Source organism: Sphingobacterium bovisgrunnientis (assembly GCF_009829085.1).
In the GTDB taxonomy this organism is placed as follows: Bacteria; Bacteroidota; Bacteroidia; order Sphingobacteriales; family Sphingobacteriaceae; genus Sphingobacterium; species Sphingobacterium bovisgrunnientis.
The window spans coordinates 1-24,225 of the sequence record NZ_WUQY01000010.1 but is presented as its reverse complement, the minus strand read 5'-3'; the positions used below and the strand labels follow the sequence as shown (position 1 = coordinate 24,225).

At 35.0% G+C, this 24,225-nt stretch carries 21 protein-coding genes and 1 tRNA gene; 4 read left to right on the top strand and 18 right to left on the bottom strand.

Features of this window, described 5'->3' with window-relative positions; genetic code table 11:
- Position 1 precedes the first annotated feature (1 nt).
- From ccsA to GOQ16_RS06730, 3 genes are all read right to left on the bottom strand, one after another.
- Complete coding sequence (gene ccsA / locus GOQ16_RS06740) at positions 2-2,476, bottom strand: cytochrome c biogenesis protein CcsA (RefSeq protein ID WP_160068593.1); 2,475 nt, start codon at positions 2,474-2,476, stop codon at positions 2-4.
- Between the two features lie 28 nt (positions 2,477-2,504).
- The gene (locus GOQ16_RS06735) at positions 2,505-2,915 is read right to left on the bottom strand and encodes a cytochrome c maturation protein CcmE domain-containing protein (protein ID WP_160068592.1); all 411 of its coding nucleotides are present in this window, start codon (positions 2,913-2,915) and stop codon (positions 2,505-2,507) included.
- Between the two features lie 188 nt (positions 2,916-3,103).
- Complete coding sequence (locus GOQ16_RS06730; protein WP_160068591.1) at positions 3,104-4,354, bottom strand: dicarboxylate/amino acid:cation symporter; 1,251 nt, start codon at positions 4,352-4,354, stop codon at positions 3,104-3,106.
- A 63-nt stretch (positions 4,355-4,417) separates the two neighbouring features.
- Between GOQ16_RS06730 and mnmC2 the strand changes: the two genes are divergently transcribed.
- Complete coding sequence (gene mnmC2, locus GOQ16_RS06725) at positions 4,418-5,083, top strand: tRNA (5-methylaminomethyl-2-thiouridine)(34)-methyltransferase MnmC2 (RefSeq protein WP_160068590.1); 666 nt, start codon at positions 4,418-4,420, stop codon at positions 5,081-5,083.
- A 69-nt stretch (positions 5,084-5,152) separates the two neighbouring features.
- Here the strand turns inward: mnmC2 and GOQ16_RS06720 are convergent, their stop codons facing one another.
- From GOQ16_RS06720 to GOQ16_RS06710, 3 genes are read right to left on the bottom strand one after another with little or no spacing between them, the layout of a single operon-like run.
- Positions 5,153-5,653, bottom strand: a complete 501-nt coding sequence (locus GOQ16_RS06720; protein WP_149913205.1) for an FKBP-type peptidyl-prolyl cis-trans isomerase — start codon at positions 5,651-5,653, stop codon at positions 5,153-5,155.
- Positions 5,654-5,688: 35 nt separating this feature from the next.
- The gene (locus tag GOQ16_RS06715) at positions 5,689-7,689 is read right to left on the bottom strand and encodes a thioredoxin domain-containing protein (protein ID WP_160068589.1); all 2,001 of its coding nucleotides are present in this window, start codon (positions 7,687-7,689) and stop codon (positions 5,689-5,691) included.
- A gap of 21 nt (positions 7,690-7,710) precedes the next feature.
- The gene (locus GOQ16_RS06710; protein ID WP_160068588.1) at positions 7,711-8,202 is read right to left on the bottom strand and encodes a SixA phosphatase family protein; all 492 of its coding nucleotides are present in this window, start codon (positions 8,200-8,202) and stop codon (positions 7,711-7,713) included.
- 87 nt (positions 8,203-8,289) lie between these two features.
- Between GOQ16_RS06710 and GOQ16_RS06705 the strand changes: the two genes are divergently transcribed.
- Positions 8,290-8,376 (top strand) — tRNA-Ser (locus GOQ16_RS06705).
- Between the two features lie 265 nt (positions 8,377-8,641).
- A complete protein-coding gene (locus GOQ16_RS06700; protein WP_160068587.1) occupies positions 8,642-10,165 on the top strand; it encodes a sulfatase-like hydrolase/transferase in 1,524 nt (507 codons plus the stop codon).
- Positions 10,166-10,222: 57 nt separating this feature from the next.
- Here the strand turns inward: GOQ16_RS06700 and GOQ16_RS06695 are convergent, their stop codons facing one another.
- A complete protein-coding gene (locus tag GOQ16_RS06695) occupies positions 10,223-11,266 on the bottom strand; it encodes a WaaS/CpsH family glycosyltransferase (RefSeq protein ID WP_160068586.1) in 1,044 nt (347 codons plus the stop codon).
- A 154-nt stretch (positions 11,267-11,420) separates the two neighbouring features.
- A complete protein-coding gene (locus tag GOQ16_RS06690; protein WP_160068585.1) occupies positions 11,421-12,257 on the bottom strand; it encodes a glycosyltransferase family 2 protein in 837 nt (278 codons plus the stop codon).
- Between the two features lie 521 nt (positions 12,258-12,778).
- Between GOQ16_RS06690 and GOQ16_RS06685 the strand changes: the two genes are divergently transcribed.
- Entirely contained in the window at positions 12,779-13,525 is a 747-nt protein-coding gene (locus GOQ16_RS06685) for a glycosyltransferase family 2 protein (protein ID WP_160068584.1), read from the top strand.
- Between the two features lie 5 nt (positions 13,526-13,530).
- On the opposite strand, the gene GOQ16_RS06680 is transcribed toward GOQ16_RS06685, so the two are convergent.
- The 10 genes from GOQ16_RS06680 to GOQ16_RS06635 all read right to left on the bottom strand — a co-directional run bounded on the left by GOQ16_RS06680 (position 13,531) and on the right by GOQ16_RS06635 (position 23,509).
- Complete coding sequence (locus GOQ16_RS06680) at positions 13,531-14,298, bottom strand: capsular polysaccharide synthesis protein (RefSeq protein WP_160068583.1); 768 nt, start codon at positions 14,296-14,298, stop codon at positions 13,531-13,533.
- A 4-nt stretch (positions 14,299-14,302) separates the two neighbouring features.
- Positions 14,303-15,019 (bottom strand): glycosyltransferase, encoded by a 717-nt coding sequence (locus GOQ16_RS06675; RefSeq protein WP_160068582.1) that lies wholly within the window; start codon positions 15,017-15,019, stop codon positions 14,303-14,305.
- Between the two features lie 45 nt (positions 15,020-15,064).
- The gene (locus tag GOQ16_RS06670; protein WP_160068581.1) at positions 15,065-16,558 is read right to left on the bottom strand and encodes an NADH-quinone oxidoreductase subunit N; all 1,494 of its coding nucleotides are present in this window, start codon (positions 16,556-16,558) and stop codon (positions 15,065-15,067) included.
- On the bottom strand, positions 16,558-18,162 hold the full coding sequence (locus tag GOQ16_RS06665) for a complex I subunit 4 family protein (protein WP_160068580.1): 1,605 nt from the start codon (positions 18,160-18,162) through the stop codon (positions 16,558-16,560). Before GOQ16_RS06665 ends, GOQ16_RS06670 begins: the two co-directional genes overlap by 1 nt.
- Before the next feature lies 1 nt (position 18,163).
- Complete coding sequence (gene nuoL, locus GOQ16_RS06660) at positions 18,164-20,173, bottom strand: NADH-quinone oxidoreductase subunit L (RefSeq protein ID WP_160068579.1); 2,010 nt, start codon at positions 20,171-20,173, stop codon at positions 18,164-18,166.
- Positions 20,173-20,478, bottom strand: coding sequence for an NADH-quinone oxidoreductase subunit NuoK (gene nuoK, locus GOQ16_RS06655; RefSeq protein WP_149913193.1), 306 nt, complete (start codon positions 20,476-20,478; stop codon positions 20,173-20,175). Before nuoK ends, nuoL begins: the two co-directional genes overlap by 1 nt.
- Positions 20,475-21,023 carry an NADH-quinone oxidoreductase subunit J family protein gene (locus GOQ16_RS06650; RefSeq protein WP_160068578.1) on the bottom strand — a complete coding sequence of 183 codons (549 nt, stop codon included), beginning with the start codon at positions 21,021-21,023 and terminating at the stop codon, positions 20,475-20,477. The genes nuoK and GOQ16_RS06650 overlap by 4 nt, the downstream gene beginning before the upstream one ends.
- Positions 21,023-21,583, bottom strand: coding sequence for a 4Fe-4S binding protein (locus GOQ16_RS06645; RefSeq protein ID WP_160068649.1), 561 nt, complete (start codon positions 21,581-21,583; stop codon positions 21,023-21,025). The genes GOQ16_RS06650 and GOQ16_RS06645 overlap by 1 nt, the downstream gene beginning before the upstream one ends.
- 4 nt (positions 21,584-21,587) lie before the next feature.
- Entirely contained in the window at positions 21,588-22,661 is a 1,074-nt protein-coding gene (nuoH, locus tag GOQ16_RS06640) for an NADH-quinone oxidoreductase subunit NuoH (RefSeq protein WP_149913191.1), read from the bottom strand.
- Between the two features lie 146 nt (positions 22,662-22,807).
- Complete coding sequence (locus GOQ16_RS06635) at positions 22,808-23,509, bottom strand: sensor histidine kinase (protein WP_160068577.1); 702 nt, start codon at positions 23,507-23,509, stop codon at positions 22,808-22,810.
- Between the last annotated feature and the right edge of the window lie 716 nt (positions 23,510-24,225).

Below are 24,225 nucleotides of genomic sequence, written 5' to 3'. Positions count from 1 at the left end.
TTTATTCTGCAGATTGAGGTTTGGATTTGGCTTCTTTGATCCGTCTTACGATTGCCATAATGAAACCAATAGTCATAATAATAGTACCAGCCCAGAAGAAATTGATGTATGGGAATTTAATCGCTTTGAATACAATCCACTTTTTCTCAGGTAAAGGTTTTTGATAAACCATGATTTCTAATTTATCCTTGTCCGGAACTATATTCGTAAACCTGAATTTCAAACCTTGTTCTGTTACGTCTTTGTTAAAATCAAATGCATTACCATCTTTTAATAAAAAGATAGGCTCCGCTTTATATTCTTTTTGATCTGCCGCAATAACTTTGATTTTCAACCCAACGATGATATCGTCTGCTTTCAAAGGAATATTCTCCAATTTAGCTTCTTTATTTACACCCTCAATTACGAAAATTCCATTGCGGTAACGTAAAGTATCACCTATATTAACTTCATAAGTTGCTGGCTCATCGTATTCTTCAAAACCAGTTTTTTCTTCATTTTTAATTTTGTTTAATGGAGCATGTGAATCTGCCGCAGCAGCAGTGATCAAAGTATATATATCATGCGAAATATAGTGACGTGTATCAGGTGTACCAATCAATCCACCCATATCTGGATTGTTTTGCGCAAATGGACTTAGTGTAAATGATTCTTTCACTTTACCACTTTCCTCATCAATTTTCTCGTATTTGATATGGTAATACACATTTGGTGCAGATACGCTGTCTCCTGTATACGTAATTCGGTATTCTCCCATTTGTACAGGTTCGCCTTCTGTCAAGAAAAGATTTTCACCAGGATCGGTAAACTTATCACCTTCTTTACCAAAATTCTTTACGCCGATGTAGCCACTTTGATTGACAGAGATAACCTCGTTTGTTGCAGCCGCAACTAAAGCACCCACAACCAATAAACCGAAACCAATATGTGAAACTGCAGAGCCTGTTAATTTCCATTTGCCTTTAACGGCATCACCAAGAATACGTACGTTAACGACCACAGAGAAAATACCTGTGAACATAATGAGTATATACATTACGTTAGTGTATGTCTTAGTCAGATAAATAGCTCCTGCAGAAAGTACAATTGAGACAATTAAAGAAGCTATTGTAGCAGCCCAGAATTTATTTGAATCAGAACGCTTGTATTTCAAGAATTGTGCAATCGCGGTTAACAATAGAATGACTACAGCAAAAGCACCTTGCCATTTGTTATAATGTGCTATAGGGTCAATAGGAGGAGCTACTTTTGTTCCGAATAATGCATTAAATACTGGGATAGAAGTTGTAGCAATCATTTGTACGCAGGCAACTGTCAACACCAAAGCGCCTATGAATAACCAAAATTCTCTGGAGTAAATTTCTTCTTCTTTTTGCGTAGTAGGAAGTTCTTTTCTTCTCCAGATCAATAAACCGATCATGATTAAGAGAAACGATAAGTTGAAGATTATCAACTGTCCTGACATTCCTAAACTGGTGAAAGAGTGTACAGATGTTTCACCTAAAATACCCGAACGTGTCAAGTAGGACGCATAGATTACCAATACAAAACTTACTAACGATAATAATGTAGCGGTAAAAAATCCATGACCTGAATGTTTGAAAGCTAAAATAACGTGTACTGCCGCGATCAGTGTAAACCAGGGAATAATAGAAACATTTTCTACAGGATCCCAAGCCCAGAAACCACCGAAGTTTAAAGCTTCATATGCCCAGAAAGAGCCCATAATAATACCCGCACCTAAGATCATCACAGCAAATAGTGCCCAAGGTAATCCTGGAGTTGCCCATTCTTTGTAACGACGTGTCCACAATCCAGCTGCCGCATAGGCAAATGGAACAATCATCGAAGCGAAGCCTAAGAATAAAGTAGGAGGGTGGATAACCATCCAATAATTTTGTAGCAAAGCGTTAAGACCTTTACCATCAATCATAGAAAGATAATTGGGGTCTTTAAAAATTGGCACATCCATAGCGTCACGCAGTAGTATAAATGGCGAACTACCAATTCGGCTTCCAAATATTTCCACTCCAATAAGCATACTTGCTAAGAAAGTCTGACAAAGCATGACAAAGGTCATTACAGGAGCTTCCCAAGATTTGGCACGGAATAATAGCACGATACCTATAACCATTTGCCAAAACATCCACAACCAAAAACTACCTTCTTGACCTTCCCAGAATGAGGAAATAATATAATGTGTTGGCAACGTAGTATCCGAGTGTGACCACACGTAGTAGTACTCGAACATATGGTTGTAGATCATGTAGAACAAAAAGGAACCTATCGTAACTACTGAAATAGCATTGAGTATAAAACCTATACGACCCATTTTTTTCCATGATTTCTCATCAGGGTTTTTGGTCGCAAAAAAGTAACTTATTAAGGAAAATAAAGCCGCTCCAAATGACAAAATCACAAAGAACTGACCTATCTTACCAGGCAAAAGGTTTTCACCTATGTAATTGATATCCATCGATTAATATTATTGCTAAAAAATATGCCTATAAAGAAGCACTTGTGCTTACAGCTTCTTTGATTTCCATTTCGTCTTTATTGTACTTAGAAGGACATTTCATCAAGATTTTAGAAGCATGAAATGTGTCTCCCTCCATTTTGCCTGTCAAAACAATTTGTTCTGAACGTTCAATATCTTGGGGTTTTGAACCATTAAATACAACTTTACATTCCGTACTATCGTTGTCGTACATGTAAAATGAAAAATGGTTGGCATCTTGAACTGGATCGTAGAATAAATCCTTTTCCTTATTCAATACACCGACTACGTATAATTCAGTCTTTTTTTCTTTTGCTTCAGAAAATGTTGAATACGTACTTGAATCTGTATAGATAACCAAAATCATTGCTATAGCTACAGCAATAATTACAATCAGAATGATTGAACTTTTTTTCATACTAAATTTTCTCTAATCCAACTACAAAATTACGAAAAGGTAATTGAAAGAATGAATTTACAAAGTTTAGCTATTTATTTAGAATTATTCTTAATAGCTCAGGGTGTTTTGTGTAACCTGTTGATTTTATTCTTTTTAACGTATGGTATTAAATATTGTTGAGTTGAAATAGTAATACAGCTGCAATTTTACAATTCTGTGGAATGTACTTCTGAAATAGACGATTTATTAAATTTGTCGCCCGAAAATCTAGTAACCAGCATTGCAGCTACTGTATCCCCCGTGGCATTGAGTATTGTAGCAAGTGGATCGACTAACGCACCAATAATCATAATTGCAGGGACAGCTTCATTTGGTATGCCATAAATGGAAATCATAAGCATCTCACCAATAAATCCGCCATTGGGAATGCCACCTGCTACCATGCTGACCAATAAGGTAATTCCTACTGCCGTAATCATCGTCGTGGGTTCGAAAAAATTCCAATCTAAAATAGCAAAGGCTACATATATTTTGAGGACAGAGGAAATAGAAGAACCGTTTTTGTATAATGTATTTCCTAACGGAACGACTACAGATGCAATATAATTAGGGACACCCATTTTCTTTGCGGCAAGCAAATTAGCTGGCAATGTGGCTAAGCTACTGCAGGTGCTGACAGCTGTCAAAGATGGTGTAATATTGGATCGCCAATAATCTTTTACTCCAGAATTACCATTCGCTATAAAAGCATACAAGGAGTAAATACTAAAAAAGAAAACTATTCCAAAAATGTAATAAAATGCTAATGGTTTGGCGTAAAAGCCAAATAATTCAGGACCTAGAGATTGAACTTGATATGCGAAATAAGCCCCCAAGCCAATTGGACCTAGTTGCATGACTAAGGTCAATAAGTTTTTCATTACTTCGTTTCCTGCAATTAGGAAATTCAAAAATGGCTTCCCAGCCTCTCCACTTTTTCTTACTGATATACCGATAAGCAAAGAGAATATAACGAAGGCTAGAATATTCTGTCTAGATAGTAAGTTTACGAATTCACCAACACTCACAAAACGAACGAGTTTATCGCCCCAAGTGTCTTCGGGATTTGAATTTAATGCTTCCGTAATTGCGCTCGAGTCTTTAATAGCCGTTACGGGAAATGCCCACAAGCCGAAAATAGTAAGAATCGCTGCGATAGCGATTGTACTGATAAATACAGCACTCATCACGCCGAGTATTTTACCTAATTTTCCGTTGCTTTCAATATTGGCGATAGCTGACGATATTGCGAAAAACAGTAATGGAATAACAGCAACAAAAAGTAAATTCAAGAAGATATCTCCAATAGGTTTTATATACATTACCGTATCTGGCAGGAACAAACCAACCAAACTGCCGATGGTTATACCGACTAAAAGTAATATAATACTGTTATAACTTTTAAGAATAGTTTTCATGTAGAGATAATCTAAAGCTAAAATAGTTTTTTTGTTTTAGATTTGACTCAAAAAATATGGAATATGGATTTTGTGACGACAGGCGACGGTTCGAAAACTATTTTTAACGCACAGATAGGAGAGAATTACCACTCCAAGCACGGTGCTTTACAAGAAAGCAAACATGTGTTTTTGAAAACTGGCTTACAGTTTTATTTAGAAAGGGAAAACGCAACAGAAGCTGCTGTTTTGGAAATAGGTTTTGGTACAGGATTGAATTTTATTTTAACAGCAGAATTTTGCATTTCTGAAAATATCAAATTGGATTATTGCGGGATAGAAGCTTTTCCATTAGAAAGAGAAGTGATCGAGAATATTGGTTACAATGCATATGTGTCAGAAGGACTGTGGGCGAATTATATCCAAAATTATGAACAAGGATTAAAACAGAAAGTCCACCTAAATGACGGTATTTCTTTGGCAATTGCGCACACAAAGGTTTTAGAGTTTTCATCTTCCAAGTTATTTGATGTCATCTACTTCGATGCATTTGCAGCTATTCATCAACCCGAAATGTGGTCAGATGAAACATTGGCTCATGTGGCTTCATTCTTAAAGCCTGGTGGGGTATTTGTAACGTATGCTATTACCGGAAATCTAAAACGAAGTATGAAGTCTTTAGGTTTTACGATAGAGAAAGCACCTGGTGCTCCAGGAAAAAGAGAAATGCTACGCGCAGTGAAGTTGTAGGTTATGGTATAATCAATAACAAAAAAGCCGATTTGTAAAAATCGGCTTTCTTATGCTATTCAATATTAATTAGTGACCTTCTGTACCGTCAACACCGTGCGCATGTCCGTGAGACAATTCTTCTTCTGTTGCAGGACGTACGTTTAATACTTCGATTTCGAAACTTAAAGATTTTCCAGCCATTGGGTGGTTTAAGTCAGCAATTACAGCCTCAGGAGTTACTTCAACTACTACTGCGCGGAATTGATTTCCTTGGTTATCTTGTAATGGTAATACTTCGCCAACTGGAGGTAAACCAGTTTCTTGGAACATTTCAGCAGGTAATTGAGCGATCGCTTTGTCGTCTCTTTCGCCGTATGCGTCAGCTGCAGCTAAGTCAAAAGATGTTTTATCACCTTCGTTTAATCCTGCGATGTTTTCCTCAAATTTCGGTAACATCATGCCTACGCCGTATAAAAATGTTAAAGGGTTTTCTGTAGTCGTTTGTTCAACAAATGTTTTTTCGCCGTTTTCTTCAGTTGTGTGAAGAATGTAATTCAACGTTACTACGTTGTTGTTTTCTATTGCCATTTTGTAATGATTATGAGATGCTATACATCCCGTTTTTATTTGATTAATTCTAAAAGTTGTGTAATCGACGATTGTGGAAGACTACAAGTTTTATTTCGACAAAGGTATGCTTTTGACAGCAATTGTTCCTTATTTATTAACAATGGAAGTGTACTTTTTGTTCCTCCCAGAAAAATTTTATTCGGTATATACTGCTTGGAATCTATTTCTTTACGCCATTCTAAAGCGTTGTCACCAGTTAGCGCAATTTCATTTGTGCCATAGTGATGCTCTAACAACTGTATAGCCCAATTGGAATACGCCGAACCGTAGCTTTTGATGTGGGGAAATACATTAGCAAAAACTTGATCGGCAATGGCAGTGAAATCCTCATTGTCTAAAAGTAAACCCAATTTGTACAATTGACGTACAATAGTGGATGAAGAAGCCGGAATTACATTGTCCATTATTTCACTTTTGCGTGCAATAAGTTCTTCAGCGTTAGAAGATGTGTAGTAAAATGTTTTTACTTCAGCATCATAAAATAATTTGATGGCTTTATCAGCCAAATCTTTTGCGTTGTATATCCACTTTTCTTCAAAAGTAGCTTCGTATAGCGCGATATAACTTTCGATTGTGAAGGCATAATCATCCAAAAATCCTTCAATTTTTCGATTCTGATCTTCGGGCTGATGCAAAAGTATATCATTTGACATGCATTCTCTTTCGATAAAATGAGCAATGCCCAAAGCTAAATCCAAATGCGCTGAATCGTCAAATACACGGTAAGCATCTACGAGTCCTTTCAGCAAAAGTGCGTTCCATGTAGTTAATTGTTTGTGGTCTAATCCTGGACGTATGCGATGGCTTCGGTAAGTCAATAATTTAGCTTTAATTTCTTTTAAATACGAATACCATTCTTTCTCAGAAAATCCAGCATCTTGAATTAATTTGTTGTTTGATGAATCGACAAATGGAATATTAATCTGCTCTTCTGACCAATTTCCATTCTTCGTAATATTATAATATTCACGTGCTAAATCTGCATTCTCGCCAAGAACATCAAATTCACAATAATCGAAAGTATAAAATTTACCTTCCACGCCTTCGCTGTCCGCATCTAATGCCGAGTAGAATCCGCCATTGTCGGCTAACATTTCTCGTTTGGTCCATTCTATTGTTTCAACGACTACATTTTTGTAAAGTGAATTTGGCTTTTGTTGATAAGCTTCGCTGTACAAACCTATCAATTGACCATTATCATATAACATTTTTTCGAAATGAGGCACATGCCATTTGCCATCAACTGAATAGCGTGAAAAACCGCCACCGATGTGATCATAAATTCCACCATTAGCAATTTTTTCTAACGTGAAATGCACATGGTTGATCGTTTCATCATCTTGTGCAAGTACTCCGTAGCGAAGAAAAAATAGCCAATTATTTGGTAGCGGAAATTTGGGGGCTCTTCGATAGCCACCATCACGTAGATCAAATTGTTCTTTCCACGGTAGTATAATAGTTTTAATATCTTGTATGCTATACTCTTCAGGTATAGGAGCAATGGGGAGTTTTTCAGCCTTGTTGATTCCTGCTGTCAACCTTTCCGCATAGTCAATAGCTGTTTGTGGTGTTTCTTCCCACATTTGAGCAATTTGTAATAATACACTTTGCCAATCGTGTGGTTTGAAATAAGTACCACCATAAATAGGTCTTCCGTCGGGCAAGCAAATCACATTCAGTGGCCAGCCTCCTGCATTCGTCATCAATTGAACTGCAATCATGTAGATCTGATCGATATCGGGTCTTTCTTCGCGGTCGATTTTGATGGAAACGTAGAATTTATTCATTGTTTCGGCGATAGCTTCATTTTCAAAACTTTCGCGTTCCATCACATGACACCAATGACAGGCTGAATAACCGATACTTATTAAGATGAGTTTATTCTCTTTTTTTGCTTTATCGAGCGCTTCTTGTCCCCAAGGAAACCAATGTACAGGATTGTGTGCGTGCTGCTTTAGATATGGAGAATTCTCGTGTTGAAGTTTGTTTGCCATATCTAACGAAGGTACTGAAAATTATTCAGTGATAACAGTTTCTAAATGGCAGGTCCCACCTGAGACTTCGCTAAAATTAAAGTTTTCCGGCAGTCTAATTTTTGATACATGCGAAGTTTTTAGATCGACGAAAGAATCACACAAATAATTTGTCAAATCCGATAATCCTGGATTGTGCCCGAATATCAAAACGGTTTCTATGTTATCATCTATCAGATTTATTACTTTTAAAATTTCTCTGTAATAAGCTTCATATATTTCTTTCTCTTGTTGAATGGACGTTATTGGATAATCTATATGCTTGCAGAATACCTCCGCAGTTTGTATTGCGCGATTGGCACTTGAACTGATAACTAGGCTTTTGCTTTCAACAAGTTCTTGTTTTAACTTTTTAGCTACAATTTCAGCTCTCTCTTTCCCTTTTTGTACAAGATTTCGCTCATAATCTCTTTTCAGAAATGAATGATCTTCAGCTTTACCATGGCGAATAAGATAGAGTGTTTTAGTCTTCATACTAATAAAGATAAGAGAAACTAAATAGATTTAAATAATGTCTTTGAAATTTAGCGTTTTTCATTACTTTTGCGCCATATACTATACAGAGAGGTGTCCGAGTGGTTGAAGGAGCTAGCCTGGAAAGCTAGTATACGGGTAACTGTATCGAGGGTTCGAATCCCTTCCTCTCTGCATCAATAAAAGTTCAATCGTTAGATTGGACTTTTTTGTTTTTAAAAATCTTGTAACCATTGCTATTAAAAAAATCATTACATATATGGCATTTGCAGCATAAATGATTTTCATCTGTATAAAATTTCTTAAATATTTATAAATTTACATAATAGTTATTCATTGTGGTTGTCTTATTGATTAAATTCCTGAACCTTTATCTATTTTTAATTTATAAGTCACAAGTTTTAATCTTTTTATTGAACCATTTAATTATATACACAATATGATAAGAATTTTGGTGTTTATTCGGACAAGTTTAGTAATTGTTAATTTGTTAATAATTCAAATGTTGATAGCTCAAACTGATAGTAATAAACCAAATGTTATAATTATATATGCCGATGATTTAGGATATGGGGATTTAAGTAGTTATGGTGCGATTGATATTCAAACTCCAAACTTAGATAAATTGGCCAAAGAAGGTACAAGATTTACGAATGCTCATAGTACATCTGCTACATGTACACCTTCTCGTTTCGCTTTGATTACAGGAAATTATCCTTGGAGATTACAAGGAACAGGTGTATTGCCTGGAGATGCTAAATTAATAGTACCAATACATAAAACATCATTACCGAAAGTTTTTAAAAAATCTGAATACAAAACTGCTATAGTAGGTAAGTGGCACTTGGGGTTAGGAAATGCGGTAGAGAAGGATTGGAATCAAGATATAAAACCAGGACCAAATGAAATTGGTTTCGATTATTCTTTCATATTTCCTGCAACTGCAGATCGTGTTCCTACGGTTTTCTTGGAAAATCATCGTGTAGTAGGTTTAGATTCATCTGATCCAATCCGTGTAAACTATGTTGAGGAGGTAGGAGCTGATCCTACTGGAAGAGACAATCCCGAGCTTTTGAAAATGAAAGCATCTCCTAATCATGGACACAACAATACTATCGTAAATGGAATTGGTCGAATTGGCTATATGGAAGGCGGACACAAGGCTCGTTGGGTAGACGAAGAAGTCTCAGGGACATTCTTACATGTTGCCCAAAATTTTATTGAAGAAAATAAAATAAGTCCATTTTTTCTATTATTTTCCCTAACAGAGCCACATGTGCCTAGGATGCCTGCTACATATTTCAAAGGTAAAAGCAAACTTGGCTACAGAGGTGATGCAATCTTACAATTAGATTGGACTGTGGGACAGATTATAAAACAATTGGATCAATTAGGTATTTCTAAAAATACAATTATTGTTTTTACAAGTGATAATGGACCGGTATTGGACGATGGATATCAGGATGAGTCTGTTGAAAAGAATAATAATCATAAATCAGCAGGACCCTTTAGGGGTGGCAAATACAGTATTTTTGAAGCGGGAACACGTGTTCCGTTTATAATTGCTGGAAAGGGAATTCGAAAAAATTATGTATCTAATGCGCTATTTAGTCAAATTGATCTTATAGCATCATTTGCCCAAATGCTGGAGCAGCCAAATCCAATGGACGCAAAAGATAGTGAAGCATTATTTTCTACATTGCAAGGTCTAGACGATAAGGGAAGATCTTATTATATTAAACAAGGTTATTCTTTAGCTATCATCAAAGATAATTGGAAATATATAGAGCCTAGCAATGCTTCGGAATACAATCCATTGACAGATATTGAGCTTGGTAATTCTAAATTACCTCAACTTTATAACTTGACTATCGATCAAGGGGAAAAATATAATCTAGCTTCTAAATATCCAGAAAAATTGAAAGAATTAAAAGAATTGCTGGAGATGGAAAGAAGGAAATAACTATGACTAAATAGTACACACTATAAAGCTATAATTTTTTATATGAGAGCCTTGTAATTATGTAAATACTAATTCTTTACGAGGAAGTGTTATTGGGATATGATTTTCGAGATTTAGTATATATCTAATCCAATTCTTAAAACTGTATTTTTCGCGAATTATAGGGTCGACATCAATATAGGGGACATTTAGAAAGGACTCTAATTCATTAGTATTTGTGCTATTCCAAACAAAAATATTTTCAGGTCGGTAAAAGTCATATTTCTTTATTTCTGGATTTGATGTGATAAGTTTTTTTCCATAACCTAATGATTCAAAAGCCCGAAAAGTTAAACCCTGATGTATAGGGTTATGCATATCAATTAGTACTGATGCTTTAAGTGTGTGATTTAGGTTTTCTTTATAATTTATAAATTGGGATATATGCGTTAAACCATTCTTTAATATATCTTTTCTTTCACTACTGCTGTTGGTATATAGCATAATATTATCTTTAATATTATTAGTATTCAGTACATTTTTTAAGTCTATGATATGATCCATCCTTTCTGGAATGTAGCTCCCAATGAAGTATGCTTCATTATTTATAGGTTTATACTCTTGTGGATTAGCTATATCGAAATAGAAATTTGTGGTAGGTAAAGTACTGTTATTCTTTAAATCTTCAGCATCGAAAACATAAAATTTGTCGAATACAGGTATATAGTCATTAATAAAAGGGAATCGCTTAAGTCCATCCCACTGATAACCTATCAAAGTGTTTACCTTTGATTTTAAAGCTTCTATGAACTCAATTGGAAAAAAATCAGGACGTATAAATAGTCCATAATCACATTGTGGAATAGTATCTAATATACTTATTAGGTGATCTTTATGACCTTGGGCTCTTAATTTTTCTTTATGCGAATAATCATTAAAAAATGTTTTTCTATAACAATTATATAATCGATCTCCTAAACATTTATATTTGAAAGGTATGCCTTGGATCGTAGAAAAATCAATTACGAGGAATCCTAGAGAAGTTAATTCACTTTTTATAGCATCTGAAAATCCGAAGTTAGTAGGGGCTCCAAATAAAATTGTTTCTTTAGTGTGCGGCATACTTATAGTTTGTTTACTTACTTATACATTATACAACGTATAAATCAGCAAAAATGCTACACATTATATGCTAAAAAAGGTTAAATTTTAAAAAAAGGATTACTAATTTCTAATTTATTTAATCATAGGTGAAAGATTATTAAAATTAATTCAATTATCTTTTTTTAGTAAGTAATAAGTAATCGTTGTAGCTTTTCCAAATCCAAAATTGTCCCACAATAATTTTGGGTATAACATTGAAAAGAAGAGTTTTAATGTTATATAGTTTATATGAGGTATTAGAATGTAGATGGTTAAAAATCATTTTGTTACGAAAGTAAATTTGTTTTATTTTTTTCTTAGAGGCAGATGATTTAATCGACACTGAGCCTTGATGGTAAGATATCGCTTCTCTTATAAAATAACTCTTCCAACCTTTTTGAGACGCTCGATAACTAAGATCATCATCTTCAAAATAATAAGGACTATAAATGGGGTTAAATCCACTTAATTCGTTCAATTTTGCCGTATCATAAATTGAGTTTGCGCCTGATATAAAATGCGTTTCGTTGTTAATGTGATTTGGATATTTTTTTATAGTAAATAATCCTTTGCGATAAAGGATACCTGTATTTTGAGGATGAGTACTATCATCTTTAGCTATTCCTGTGATAGAAAATATGCTGTCATTTGTAAAATGACTCAAACATATTTGGATATATGTAGGGGTAAGTTCAATGTCTGAATTTAAGAGTAACAAATATTTACCTTTGCAATGTGAAATTCCGTTATTACAAGTTTTCGAAAATCCTAAATTAACATCGTTTTTCACAACCTTAATATCAGGATAATTTTGCTGTAAAAAAATTATTGAGTCGTCTTTTGAACAATCGTCAACTATAATTATTTCATGGGATACTCCAGCATATTCTAATGCAGCTTGAATTGAGGGTATATTTTTTTTTAATAATTCTTTTCCGTTATAATTAGGAATCAGTACACTTAATAACATATAATTCTCATTCGCATGATTTATAATATTAAACGCAGCGAAGGGCAATAATGCTACTTTTAATTTATTTAACTTTTATTCAAATTTGTTAATCACACGTACCTTGTCCTACATGGATTTTATAATTTTGTACTTTATTAACATATTGAATGATGTTCCAAACATACTCATAATTTGCTTTATTTATTAATTTTCAATTATTAAAATTTGCTATGGATTGTGTTTAAAAGGGATGTTTTGGTGATTTGTAGTATTTAGTGTTCTTACAAATAAGGTAAAGATATTTAATAGTTGAATTACTATTGGATTGAATTAATCTCTCTTAAATAAAGGTTGTGTTTTATTTTAAAATCACTATGATAAAATATCCAACTCATTTAAAATATTTGAAAGGTCGCTAACAATTTATAGTTTTACAATCAATTGTAGGTATTAGGTTGTTTAAATAAAGCTTCATTCGGAATAATTGAAATACTACACTAAATCTTATTATATATTTAATTGCAAAATCTAGAAGAATAATGTTGGTAAGTGTCGTAATTCCTTGTTATAATCATGGACTTTATTTAGAAGAAACGGTTAAAAGCGTCGTGAATTCAAAGTATGATGAGTTGGAAATAATTATAGTAGATGACGGTTCCACTGATAATTCCAAGGAAGTTGCGATGTTATTATGTTCAAAATTTAGCAATGTTAGTTATTATTTTCAAGCTAATTCAGGTCCTTCTGTAGCGCGAAATTTTGGAATATCTCAGTCCTCTGGTAAATATATCTTGCCGTTGGACGCCGATGACCTAATAAGCGACAATTACATAGTAGAAGCTGTTAGTAAGTTGAACGAAGATCCCGATTTAAAAGTAGTTTACGCTAAAGCCAATAAGTTTGGAAAAGTAAATAAGCCCTGGAGTCTTAAAAAGTTTTCGTTATACAACCTTGCGATGGATAATCTAATTTACGTAAGTGCCATATTTAGAAAATCGGATTGGGAGCGTGTAAATGGCTATACAGAAAATAAGGTTTTGGTGCGCGAGGATTGGGAATTTTGGATTAAGCTTTTAAAGGATGGAGGAAAAGTAATTCAACTGCCTTTTGTAGGATTCTATTATCGTATACATACGACTTCGCGTCGCAAAAGCATGTCGACAGATAAGAAGAAGGCAGAAATAGATTATTTAAATCAGCACCATAGCGAATTTTTCAAGAAATATTTAAATGGCCCACTTCGTAGAAATAGATCTTTATCTAAATTGATAAATTTGTTTTCTTAATTTACTTAATTTCTGTGGTAAATTCCCGCATTTTTTTCTTGATCTACAGGTAAGCTAAAAGAAATGTGTTGTTTGTATTTTAATATTTTAGGATGAAATACATTACCAAATAAAGTCCATTCGAGCGGATACTTTGTTGATCTCTTCTGATATTTGAACTTTATTATATTGAATATTTCTTTGAAAATGTTGCCTTTTGGAAGTTTTTTTTCTCTTGGATGAATAGCTGGGTTTTCCTTTAAACAATCTGAATTTTGCGCTAAAATATTTTCTATACCCACTAAAATTTCCTTTGAAAGAAGCGTATTTGGCCTTGCCACCCAAGAAGGAACGGCTATTAAATCTTTGTAATGGTCTGGGATAAAATTACCATATTCATCTAATACTTTTGCTGCACCTTTTTGAATTTCTTTACGGCCGATAATCCAAATTTTCGGGTCAACAAACTCATCCCAAACGGATTTGTAAGACACTAATGTTGCTTTGATGTCATGCCATGCACCACCGTAGTGATGCATAAGATAGGCTCTTATATAATCCGAACGATGTACTATACTGATATATTCGAATGCTTCCGGGAACGGATAATCAGGTTTGATAAATTTTGACAAATTTTCACGTGTGATTAATGCAATTGGAACTTCTATATTCTGCATTAAAAAATCAAAAGATTTTTTTCTATTCTGAGACATTTCTCCACCCTCCCAATAGCACCAAATGACAAAGGGAACTCCATGTCGATAGCTTAATTCATTTGGAGATTGGATAAACATATTGTTAGATTTTATCTCTTCTTTTAGTGAATTTCAACCAATAATATTTTAATGGATTCGTATATTTCAATTGTTTCCAAGGTCTGCTACCATGGGGTTTGTGTAAGACTGGGGTATTGATAAGTACAAAGTTTTTAAAACCATTTTCTAACGAGGCATACGAAATACTTGTATCAAACCAATCTTTACTTTGATCCAAATTTTCAAAACTGAATTTCTCAAGAAAACTTAAACTAAGGAATGTGCAGCAAAAGCTAAGACTTCTATTCGTCTCGATAATATTTTCTTTTGTGTCTTTAAATTTTAGATATGGAAAGTTGATTTTCCCATCGTAATCTACAGTTATTGCTCCGATCATTCCTGCGTATGAGTTTGCTTGATGATAGTTCAATAATTTTTCAAAAGTGTCTGGGTTAACCTCTACATCTGACTCAACAATAATGAGTGGTAGTTGATGATGAATACTTTTCTTTTGCGCATGCTTCAAAACCGTAAAATAATTTGGCGAAGGAGAGTCAGTCAAAGATGACAGATGAATGTAATGATAGCCTAATTCATCAGCTTTTGCTTCTAATGTTTTAGAAATATCAGACTCGCTATAATCATCATATATATAGTAATCGACATGCAGATTGCTGTTTTTTATACTTTTAATAGTCACTAAAGTATTTTCTAGTGAATTTTTAACAGGGGTGATGACGATAGCTTTATTTTGTATCATAGTTGGTACAAATGTATTACTTATTCCTAAGAAGTTCTGTAGTCTTTATTTAAATAATGTCAAAAGGATGTTAGGAAAAATGCCCAAAACCAATGTCGAAATACCTAAAACTACTGAAATGATATACACGATTTGTGTAGAAGTGGTCGGAAATATATTTACTTCTTCACCTTTGCGTAAGAAAGCAAATAAAGGAATTTTGAAGTAATAGAACAACGAAATCACCGATGTTAAAGCTCCTACAACCAATAAAATTAAGTAATAACGATTGTTGTTGAATTGGAATAAATCGAAGATAGACGTAAAAACAAATAGTTTTCCGACAAAACCTGCAGTAGGAGGTAAGCCGACTAATGAAATACCCAATAGTGTAAGAATGCTAAACACTATAGGAAATTGTTTACCTAATCCTTGGTAATTCTCCAGTTGTGCTGAACCTGTTTTTTGTTCTAATAAATCGATTAACCCAAAAACTGCCAAGTTCATAATCGTATACACTGCGATGTAAAACAATAATACTTGAGGTTCCGAAGCTAAGTTTCCAACCAATGCCATCAGTAGAAAACCTGTATGACCAATGGAAGAATACGCCATCATACGTTTGATATTCGACTGACGCAAGGCAATTAAATTGCCGGCTAGCATGGTGACAATTGCCGCCACGCTTACCAATATTAATACCAATTCGGAGAAGAAGAATGATGTAGATGTCCATTCTTCAAAAAGGCGTGCTAATAAAACTAAAGCACCAATTTTAGGTACTGTAGATAAGAATGTTGTGATAGGAGTAGGTGCACCTTCGTACACATCTGGTGCCCACATGTGGAAAGGCACAAAACTCAATTTGAAACCTATTCCCACAAACATAAACAGCAATGCTATAGATAATAATATTTTCGGTGCTTCTATTAATCCTTGAATATGTTCGAATGAGGTGAAATCTAAATTTCCTGTAAATCCATATATTAAGGATAGACCGTAAAGCATAACAGCAGCGGAAACAGATCCGAAAAGTACATATTTCATTGAAGCTTCGGATTGCTTTTTGTTTTCAGAAAAATAACCTACCAAAATATAGGAACTTATCGAAACAGTCTCAATAGCAATAAACGCCAACAACCAATTGCTCGTCGTCGTCAAAATATTCATCCCTAAAGCTGCTGCGAGCAATATACTGTACACATCACCTAGATTTTTGCCAAATTTTTTATGCTGAAAATGTTGTTGTATAAAAATGACACAAATCAATAATGCAACTTGAATAATTCCACGTGCATAAACCGAGAAATCATCAATTATGAGCATTCCAAAAAATCCATTCTGCGGTGCTCCTAATTGTTGTGTAGATAGAATTAATGAGGTTACAATACCGATTATTGTGATAACAAAAGAACTCTGCTTCCAAATTTTATCCAAAAACAAAGTCGCTATAATACTTCCCAAGAAAGCAAATATCAAAGCCAACTCCGCTTTGAAAGCCGGAATAGATTGGATAACTTGGTCAAGAATACTGGGTAATTGTATATTGATATCTTGCATTATAGATACTGTGTAACCAATGAAACTAAATTAAGAACTGTTGCGTTCATTTTGTCAAAAACCAATGAAGGCATGATTCCTAATAATAACGCTAACGCCAAAGTAGGGAACAGGATGATACGCTCACGTGCACTGACATCCGTCAACGCTGTAGCCCAATCTTCGCCACCTTTGAAACGTGTTTGTCCGAAAAACATACGTTGCAAAGTCCATAGTAAATACGCTGCACTTAATAGAATACCTATAGAACCCGCAATCGCCATCCAACGTGGAACACCTGTTCCAACTGATTCCGCATTGAACGTTCCGATAATCACAAAAGCTTCACCGATGAATGCAGAGAAACCAGGCAAGCCTAATGAGGCAAAGAAAGCTACTGCAACAAATCCTGTATATGTTGGCATATGTGTAGCTAATCCACGGAAATTATAGATATTTCTGTTGTGTACACGGTCGTAAATGACACCCACTAAAAAGAATAAAGCTGCCGATAAGAATCCATGTGACAGCATTTGGAATAATGCCCCTGAAATACCTTCCGCCGTTAAGGAAGCAACACCCAATAGTACAAAGCCCATATGCGAAACAGAAGAATACGCGATTAAACGCTTTAAATCTTTTTGTGCTAACGCATTCAGTGCTCCGTATAAAATAGAGATCACACCAATTAATCCTAACCACCAATTGGCGTCAACCGCTGCATCTGGAAATATACTTAAGCAGACACGGATAATACCGTATCCTCCGATTTTTAACAAAATACCCGCAAGTATAATGGAAACTGGAGTAGGCGCTTCTACGTGGGCATCCGGCAACCATGTATGCATTGGAACGATTGGAACTTTGATTGCAAAAGCAATAAACAATACAATAAAGCCCAACATACGTGCTGGGATTCCCAAAACTTCGTAATAATTATTCAAGTAAGCAAAGAATGAACCATCCACATAATTGTTCGGATTCATCATGTGCAACATGTTGAATGTATTTGCGCCCGTTTCTGGATTAATAACTGAAAAATATAAACCTACGATGATTAACAGCATGAATACTGAACCAAATAGGGTATAGATAAAGAATTTAATTGCAGCATATTCACGATTTGCACCTCCCCAAATTCCGATTAGGAAATATAATGGAAGCAACATTACTTCGTAGAAGATGTAGAAAAGGAAGAAGTCCAATGCACAGAAAATTCCCATTACCGCCATGTTCAACAGCATCAACAGAGAGAAATAACCTTTTATACTCTTCGTCACATTCCAAGATGCCCCAATGGCCATTAGCATGACAAAAGCACTCAATACCAATAATGGAAGCGATACACCATCTACGCCAAGGAAATAATCAATTTCTAATTGCCCTAAACTGCCCAAATCCAAACGTATCCAAGGAAGTTGCTCCACGAATTGAAAGCCATTTATTTGATTAATTCCTGAAGCAGCATTATCAAATTGGCTATACAACCAACCCGACAGCACAAATTGGACAACCGTAATTCCCAAAGCAATATACTTATAGCTTTGGCGCATAGTCGCAGGCAACAGTAAAATTAAAGCTGTTGCAAGCAATGGCAAAAATATGAGTAGTGAGAGTAATCCCATTTTATTTTAATATCAAATAAATTATTCCAATCAAAACCACAGTCATCGTGAGTCCCAAGTAACTTTGTAAACGACCATTCTGAAATGTGCGTAGTGCATTTCCAAATTCATATGCTAAGCTAGCAACGCCATTCACGATACCGTCGACAATGTATTTATCAATCCATGTTATCAAAGCACTGACTTGGCGAGTAATATAAGCTGAGCCATTCACGATGCCATCCACGATGTATTTATCAAACCAAAAACTGATTTTTCCGATTTTCAACGTTGGATTGACGAAAGTTTTCATCATCCATTCATTCATATCAAATTGATTTTGAGTAAAATGAATCCAACTGCTATTCGCATTCAAAGGATACTTGCCTTTTACATACCAATTGTAACCAATCCACCAACTAATTATAGCAGTAGCGGTCAATACAATTGGAATTATTGTATGTAAAGCGTGAATCTCAGGGAACGTATAATTTACAACTAATCCGTTTAAAATTGCAGCATTCGCATACGAAAAGGGATTCCAAGAAAATACAATAAATAAAGAACAAACAGCTAAGAAAGCCATTGGGATCAGCATTGTTTTTGGCGCCTCATGCAAATGTGCTTTATCACCAACATCAACTCGTAAGGTTCCAAAGAATGCTTTGAAAATTAATCTTCCAATGTAGAATGCCGTTAGAATGCTGACAAGCACCAGAACAATTGGAATCATAATAGCGACTCCTCCTTGCTGTATTGCCCATTCGAAAGCAGAAATCACAATGGCGTCTTTCGACAGAAATCCTGAAGTCAATGGAAATCCTGCCAATGCCAATGAAGCAATAGCCATCATCACAAATGTCTTTGGCATATATTGACGAAGTCCGCCCATATTACGCAAATCCTGTGGGTCAAAATCTAGATTGTTATGTGCTTTCAAATGCGCCATTTCGTGGATAACTGCACCTGCACTCAAGAATAATAGACATTTGAAAAAGGCGTGTGTTGATAAGTGAAACATACCCGCATCCCATGCGCTAATCCCTACAGCCACTATCATATAGCCTAATTGTGAAATAGTAGAGAATGCTAATACTTTTTTGATATCGTATTGTGCTAACGCAAAAATAGCGGAAGTTATAGCCGTTATAGTGCCTATGATTGTGATAATAAGTAAAACCGTTCCGTTGAATAATGGAAAAATCGAACTCAATAAAAATACCCCTGCAGCAACCATGGTCGCTGCGTGAATTAAAGATGAAACAGAAGTTGGCCCTTCCATTGCATCAGGCAGCCAAAGATGTAGCGGAAATTGTGCTGATTTTGCCATAGCTCCTAAGAAGAAACAAATTCCTGCTGCGGATATTAATCCCGAATTAGTATCAATGATACCTTGAAAGAATAACCCGTCTTTTCCTAATATTTCAACTAAATCTAATGTTCCAAAGGTGCTGAATAGAATGGCTAGACCGATTAAAAATCCCAAATCTCCAATTCTATTGATCAAAAAGGCTTTTTTGTTTGCTTGTACGGCAGATTCCTTGGTAAACCAAAATCCAATTAACAAGTAAGACGCAAAACCCACCAATTCCCAGAAAATGTACATGACAAGTAGATTTTTGGAAATGGTCAAACCCAACATAGCAAAGCAGAACAAGCTCAAATACATCCAATAACGATGTAAACCTGCATCACCTTTCATGTAGGATTTGGAATAAATATGAACTGGCAATGCAATAATGCATACAATAAACTGCATTAAAACCGTCAAATTATTCAATAATACCCCAATGCTGAATGTCTTTTCACCAATTGTAAACCACGTATAATCTGCTTGCAAGGGCGTACTATTCCACACCTCTGCAAAAACAAAAAGACCAGATAAAATTGTACTCAGTACGATAGCAACTAATGAAAATATACCAGAAGTGGACTTCTTACCCAATATTCCCTGAATGATAAAGGCAACGAAAGGCAAAAGCACGACTAGCATACTTGCTGTAATGGGCGATATGTTAAGTAGATAGTGCATTAATCTCTTAGATCCGTAATATTATCAGGGTTAATGGTTTTGTAGTGTCTGTACACGTTGAGAATTATTGCCAATCCTACGGCAACAGAAGCAGCTGCTAATACAATAGCGAATAAGGCAAACACTTGGCCACCGTAATTGATTTTATCGTATTTGCTGAAAGCTACAAAATTCAGAATAGCTGCATTAATCATCAATTCAATGCCGACTAAAATCATGATAGCGTTGCGTTTAGCTAAAACCGTGTACAGTCCGATGCAAAAAATACAAGCACTTACCACCAAAAAATGTGTCAACGTAATCATTGCGTATCCTCCTTTCTGGATAAATGTGCTGCACCAATAAGTGCCATTAACAAGAATATAGAAATTACCTCAAATGGCAACACGTATTGTGTCATGAACTTGATGCCCAATTGATGTATATTGTTATCGTTGGGCGAGATGACATCACCGGATTTGATATTACTCATTATCCATTCGGGCATGTCATAATTCCATTCTTTCAAGCCAAGTAAAATAACGCTAAAAAATCCTAAAGCTAGTAATAAGGATTGCCAACTTGGCATACTTATAAAAGAGCCTGAAATCTGCTGTAAATCTGCCAATAGCTCTTTGTTTGACAGCATAAAAGCAAAAATCATTAAAATCAAAACACCCCCTACATATACCATAATTTGCGTGATTGCCACAAAATCCGCTAAAGCAAATAAGAACAATCCGGCCATCGCAAATAAAATTATGAAGAACAAGAATAAAGCACGTGCGGTATTTTTCAAACTCACTACTAAAAGCGAAGAACCTATTGCTAAAGCTGCAAAAGCATAAAAAAGAAATACTTCTAGATTCATTATTTCTTTTTCGCTGCCTCCTTGTCAGCTTGGAAACGTGTCCATTCTTTTTTACGTTTGGTTATTTCATCATCGGTCATTTCACCGAAATCATAGATCAAATCTGTTAATTTTGTCGTGCTTCGATCGTATTGATTGGTCATTGTGATACATTCTGTCGGACATACCACAGTACATAATCCACAATACATACATTTGGCCATGTCAATATCAAACTGCGCGGCGTACAGACGTTTTACACTGCCGTCCGATGTTTTTCCTATTGCCTCAGGTGATTTTATAGATTCTATAGTTATACAATCCACAGGACAAGCTTTTGCGCACAAATCACACACGATGCAATCATCTATTTCGACGTCTAATTGATAACGTGCTACCTCAGGAATTGGCATTTTCTCGTGTGGAAACTGCACTGTAGTAACACCTTCTTGTTTCTCAAAATAGTCAGCTTGGCGAATATCGCGTGTTTCACGTGATTTCTTCGCTCCAAAGAGGTGACCTACGGTCAAAAGTAATCCTTTTACCGCTGTCGCAAAGCCGTGTATTGTTGTTTTTAAAATCAACTTAATTCATTACTAATATGCGCCACAATCCTGATATTGCCATGCAGGCAAAAGCAATTGGAATCATCACTTTCCAACATAAGTTCATTAGTTGGTCTGCTCTAAAACGAGGTAAAGTCCAACGAATCCACATTTGAATACCTACTATGGTCAATGATTTTGCAAAAGTCCAAAAAATACCCCAAACTAAACCTGTTGTCCAATCTGCCAATTTTAAAGCACCAATATTTGGTAAGGGGGTATTCCATCCGCCTAAAAATATAACTACACCAAGCATAGCCACCAAAAACATCATGGCATATTCCGCTAAGAATACAAAGGCAAAGCGAATACCGCCATATTCTGTATGAAAACCACCAATCAGTTCCGATTCAGCCTCTGGAATATCAAACGGAGCACGATTACATTCTGCGAGTGTAGCCACAAAAAAGATGACATAAACAACAATCAAATGAGGAGCTTGAAATATATTCCAAGCGAATATTCCACCAATCTCAGAAACATCCCAAAATCCTAGGAAATGAATACTTTCTGTACTGAGAATTCCTTGATTGAATGCGATTGCGTTTAGATTTAAGGTTTGTGTAATCATCACTGCAGCGATTAAAGATAATCCTACCGGAATTTCATACGATACCATTTGCGCGATGGCGCGAATTGAACCCAATAAAGAGTATTTGTTATTAGAACCCCACCCCGCCATCAAGATGCCTAACGCATCGATAGATACTACAGCCATGATGAAGAAGAGTCCTGTGTTTGTATTTGCAGGAATAAAGTCAGGCGCCCAAGGTACTACGGAATACCCAATAAATACAGCTACAAAAATAACGACTGGCGCAGCAGCAAATAATATTTTATCTGCAGCAGAAGGGTTTATCAATTCTTTCTGAAGGAGTTTAAGAATGTCGGCAAAAGTTTGTAATAAGCCGTATTTTCCAGTTTCCATTGGGCCAAGTCTATCTTGTACAAAACCTGCAATTTTACGCTCTGCATACACAGCAAATAGCGTGAACAAAGCGATGAAGCCAAAAATGACAAGCGGTACTAGAATATGAAGTAAAATTTCGCCCAAAGTACTCTTTAGATTAATTCTTAATTAAGTACAAACATACGTAAATCGTATGAATTGCGCTATAAAAAATGAAAATATACTAATCTAGTAGATTATATTTCTTTTTATTATTATTATCTGATCCTTTTTCCAACAGAGATGGTGTCCTATAATGTTACTAAAACATTTGTCTGCTGTAAAGCCTTACTTTTTGGTAGCAATATAATGAAAGTTGAACCTTCACCTAATTTACTTTTTAAAGTGATATGGCCATTATTCTGTTGGATAAGATCATTTACAAGTACGAGTCCAAAGCCAGTGCCTCTCTCACCTGCTGTTCCTAAATTGGGTGTTTGAATAGTTTCGAAAAAATTCTTCATTTTTTCTGCCGAAATTCCAATACCATAATCTTGAATTTTCAATCTTATTTGATCATTTTCCTGACTAGCAGACAGCACAATTTTACCCTCATTGTGTGAAAACTTAATTGCATTGTTCAGTAGGTTTCGAACTATAATATTTAAATGATCTGGATCTGCAAATACACTTAAATCACTTGGAATATCGGTCAGTATTTGTAAGTTTTTATTTTCAAATTGTGATTTTAAGAATACACATAAATGATCTATGGCTTCAATTAATTTAATGTCTTTTGGCTCGACCCGAGAGCGACGCAGACTTGTGGAGCTCCAATTTAATAATTCGACAAGTGTGCTGTCAAGATTCGTTAATCGATCATTTATAGATTCAAAAGTGTCAGTAGCTATTTCTCTTGAAATAATCTTTTCTTTATAAAGAAAAAGCAAATTTTGAATTGATCCTAAAGGAGCACGTACATCATGAGCGATAATCGTTAGGATCTTTTTCATGTTTTGATTGTTTTTCTGAACTAATAAATGTTGTTTGCGTATTATTCTATTAGTCGAAATTTGGGCATTGTATTGTATCATTATGATGTAAATCAAACAGAATAATCCTCCACATACATTTAAAATTGTTCGTTCGGGCTGTACGGGTAAGTCGACCTCAAATGGATACGGAACAAATTTAATAGCAATAAATATTGCACTTAAAATAACACTCGATATTATTTGGATACTTCTATTTCTATAAATAAGTGTAATGGCTATCAGTACACTTAGTAAGTAGAGTTCTGATTGGTTTTTATAAATAAATCCTGATAAAGTGAGAGAAAAAGCATTGAAGAACAATAATACGATTTTTGCTAAATCATATTTTCTGTAATGATTAAGTATTAATACTGTAGTAAGATTTAGTGTTATAGATAGATTGATCGTTGTCAATAAGGGTCTTCCTTGAAAGAAATTTAGAACAGCATAGGAGAATGAAACAAGTATAAAAATAAATGACGCAGCATTAATATTATTAAGCACCTTAATATTATACAAAGATAAGGATGAATCCTTTCCTATGTTCTTAATTTTATTCCAATAATTAAGAAGCCGCTTCATGTGTAGATGATATTTCTAATAAAATTACATTATTAATCACTAGTGTCCGGTAAAGATTAAAAAAGGCTGGCGCAAGCACCAACCCTTTAGCTAACTTTGAGGTTGCAAAACAA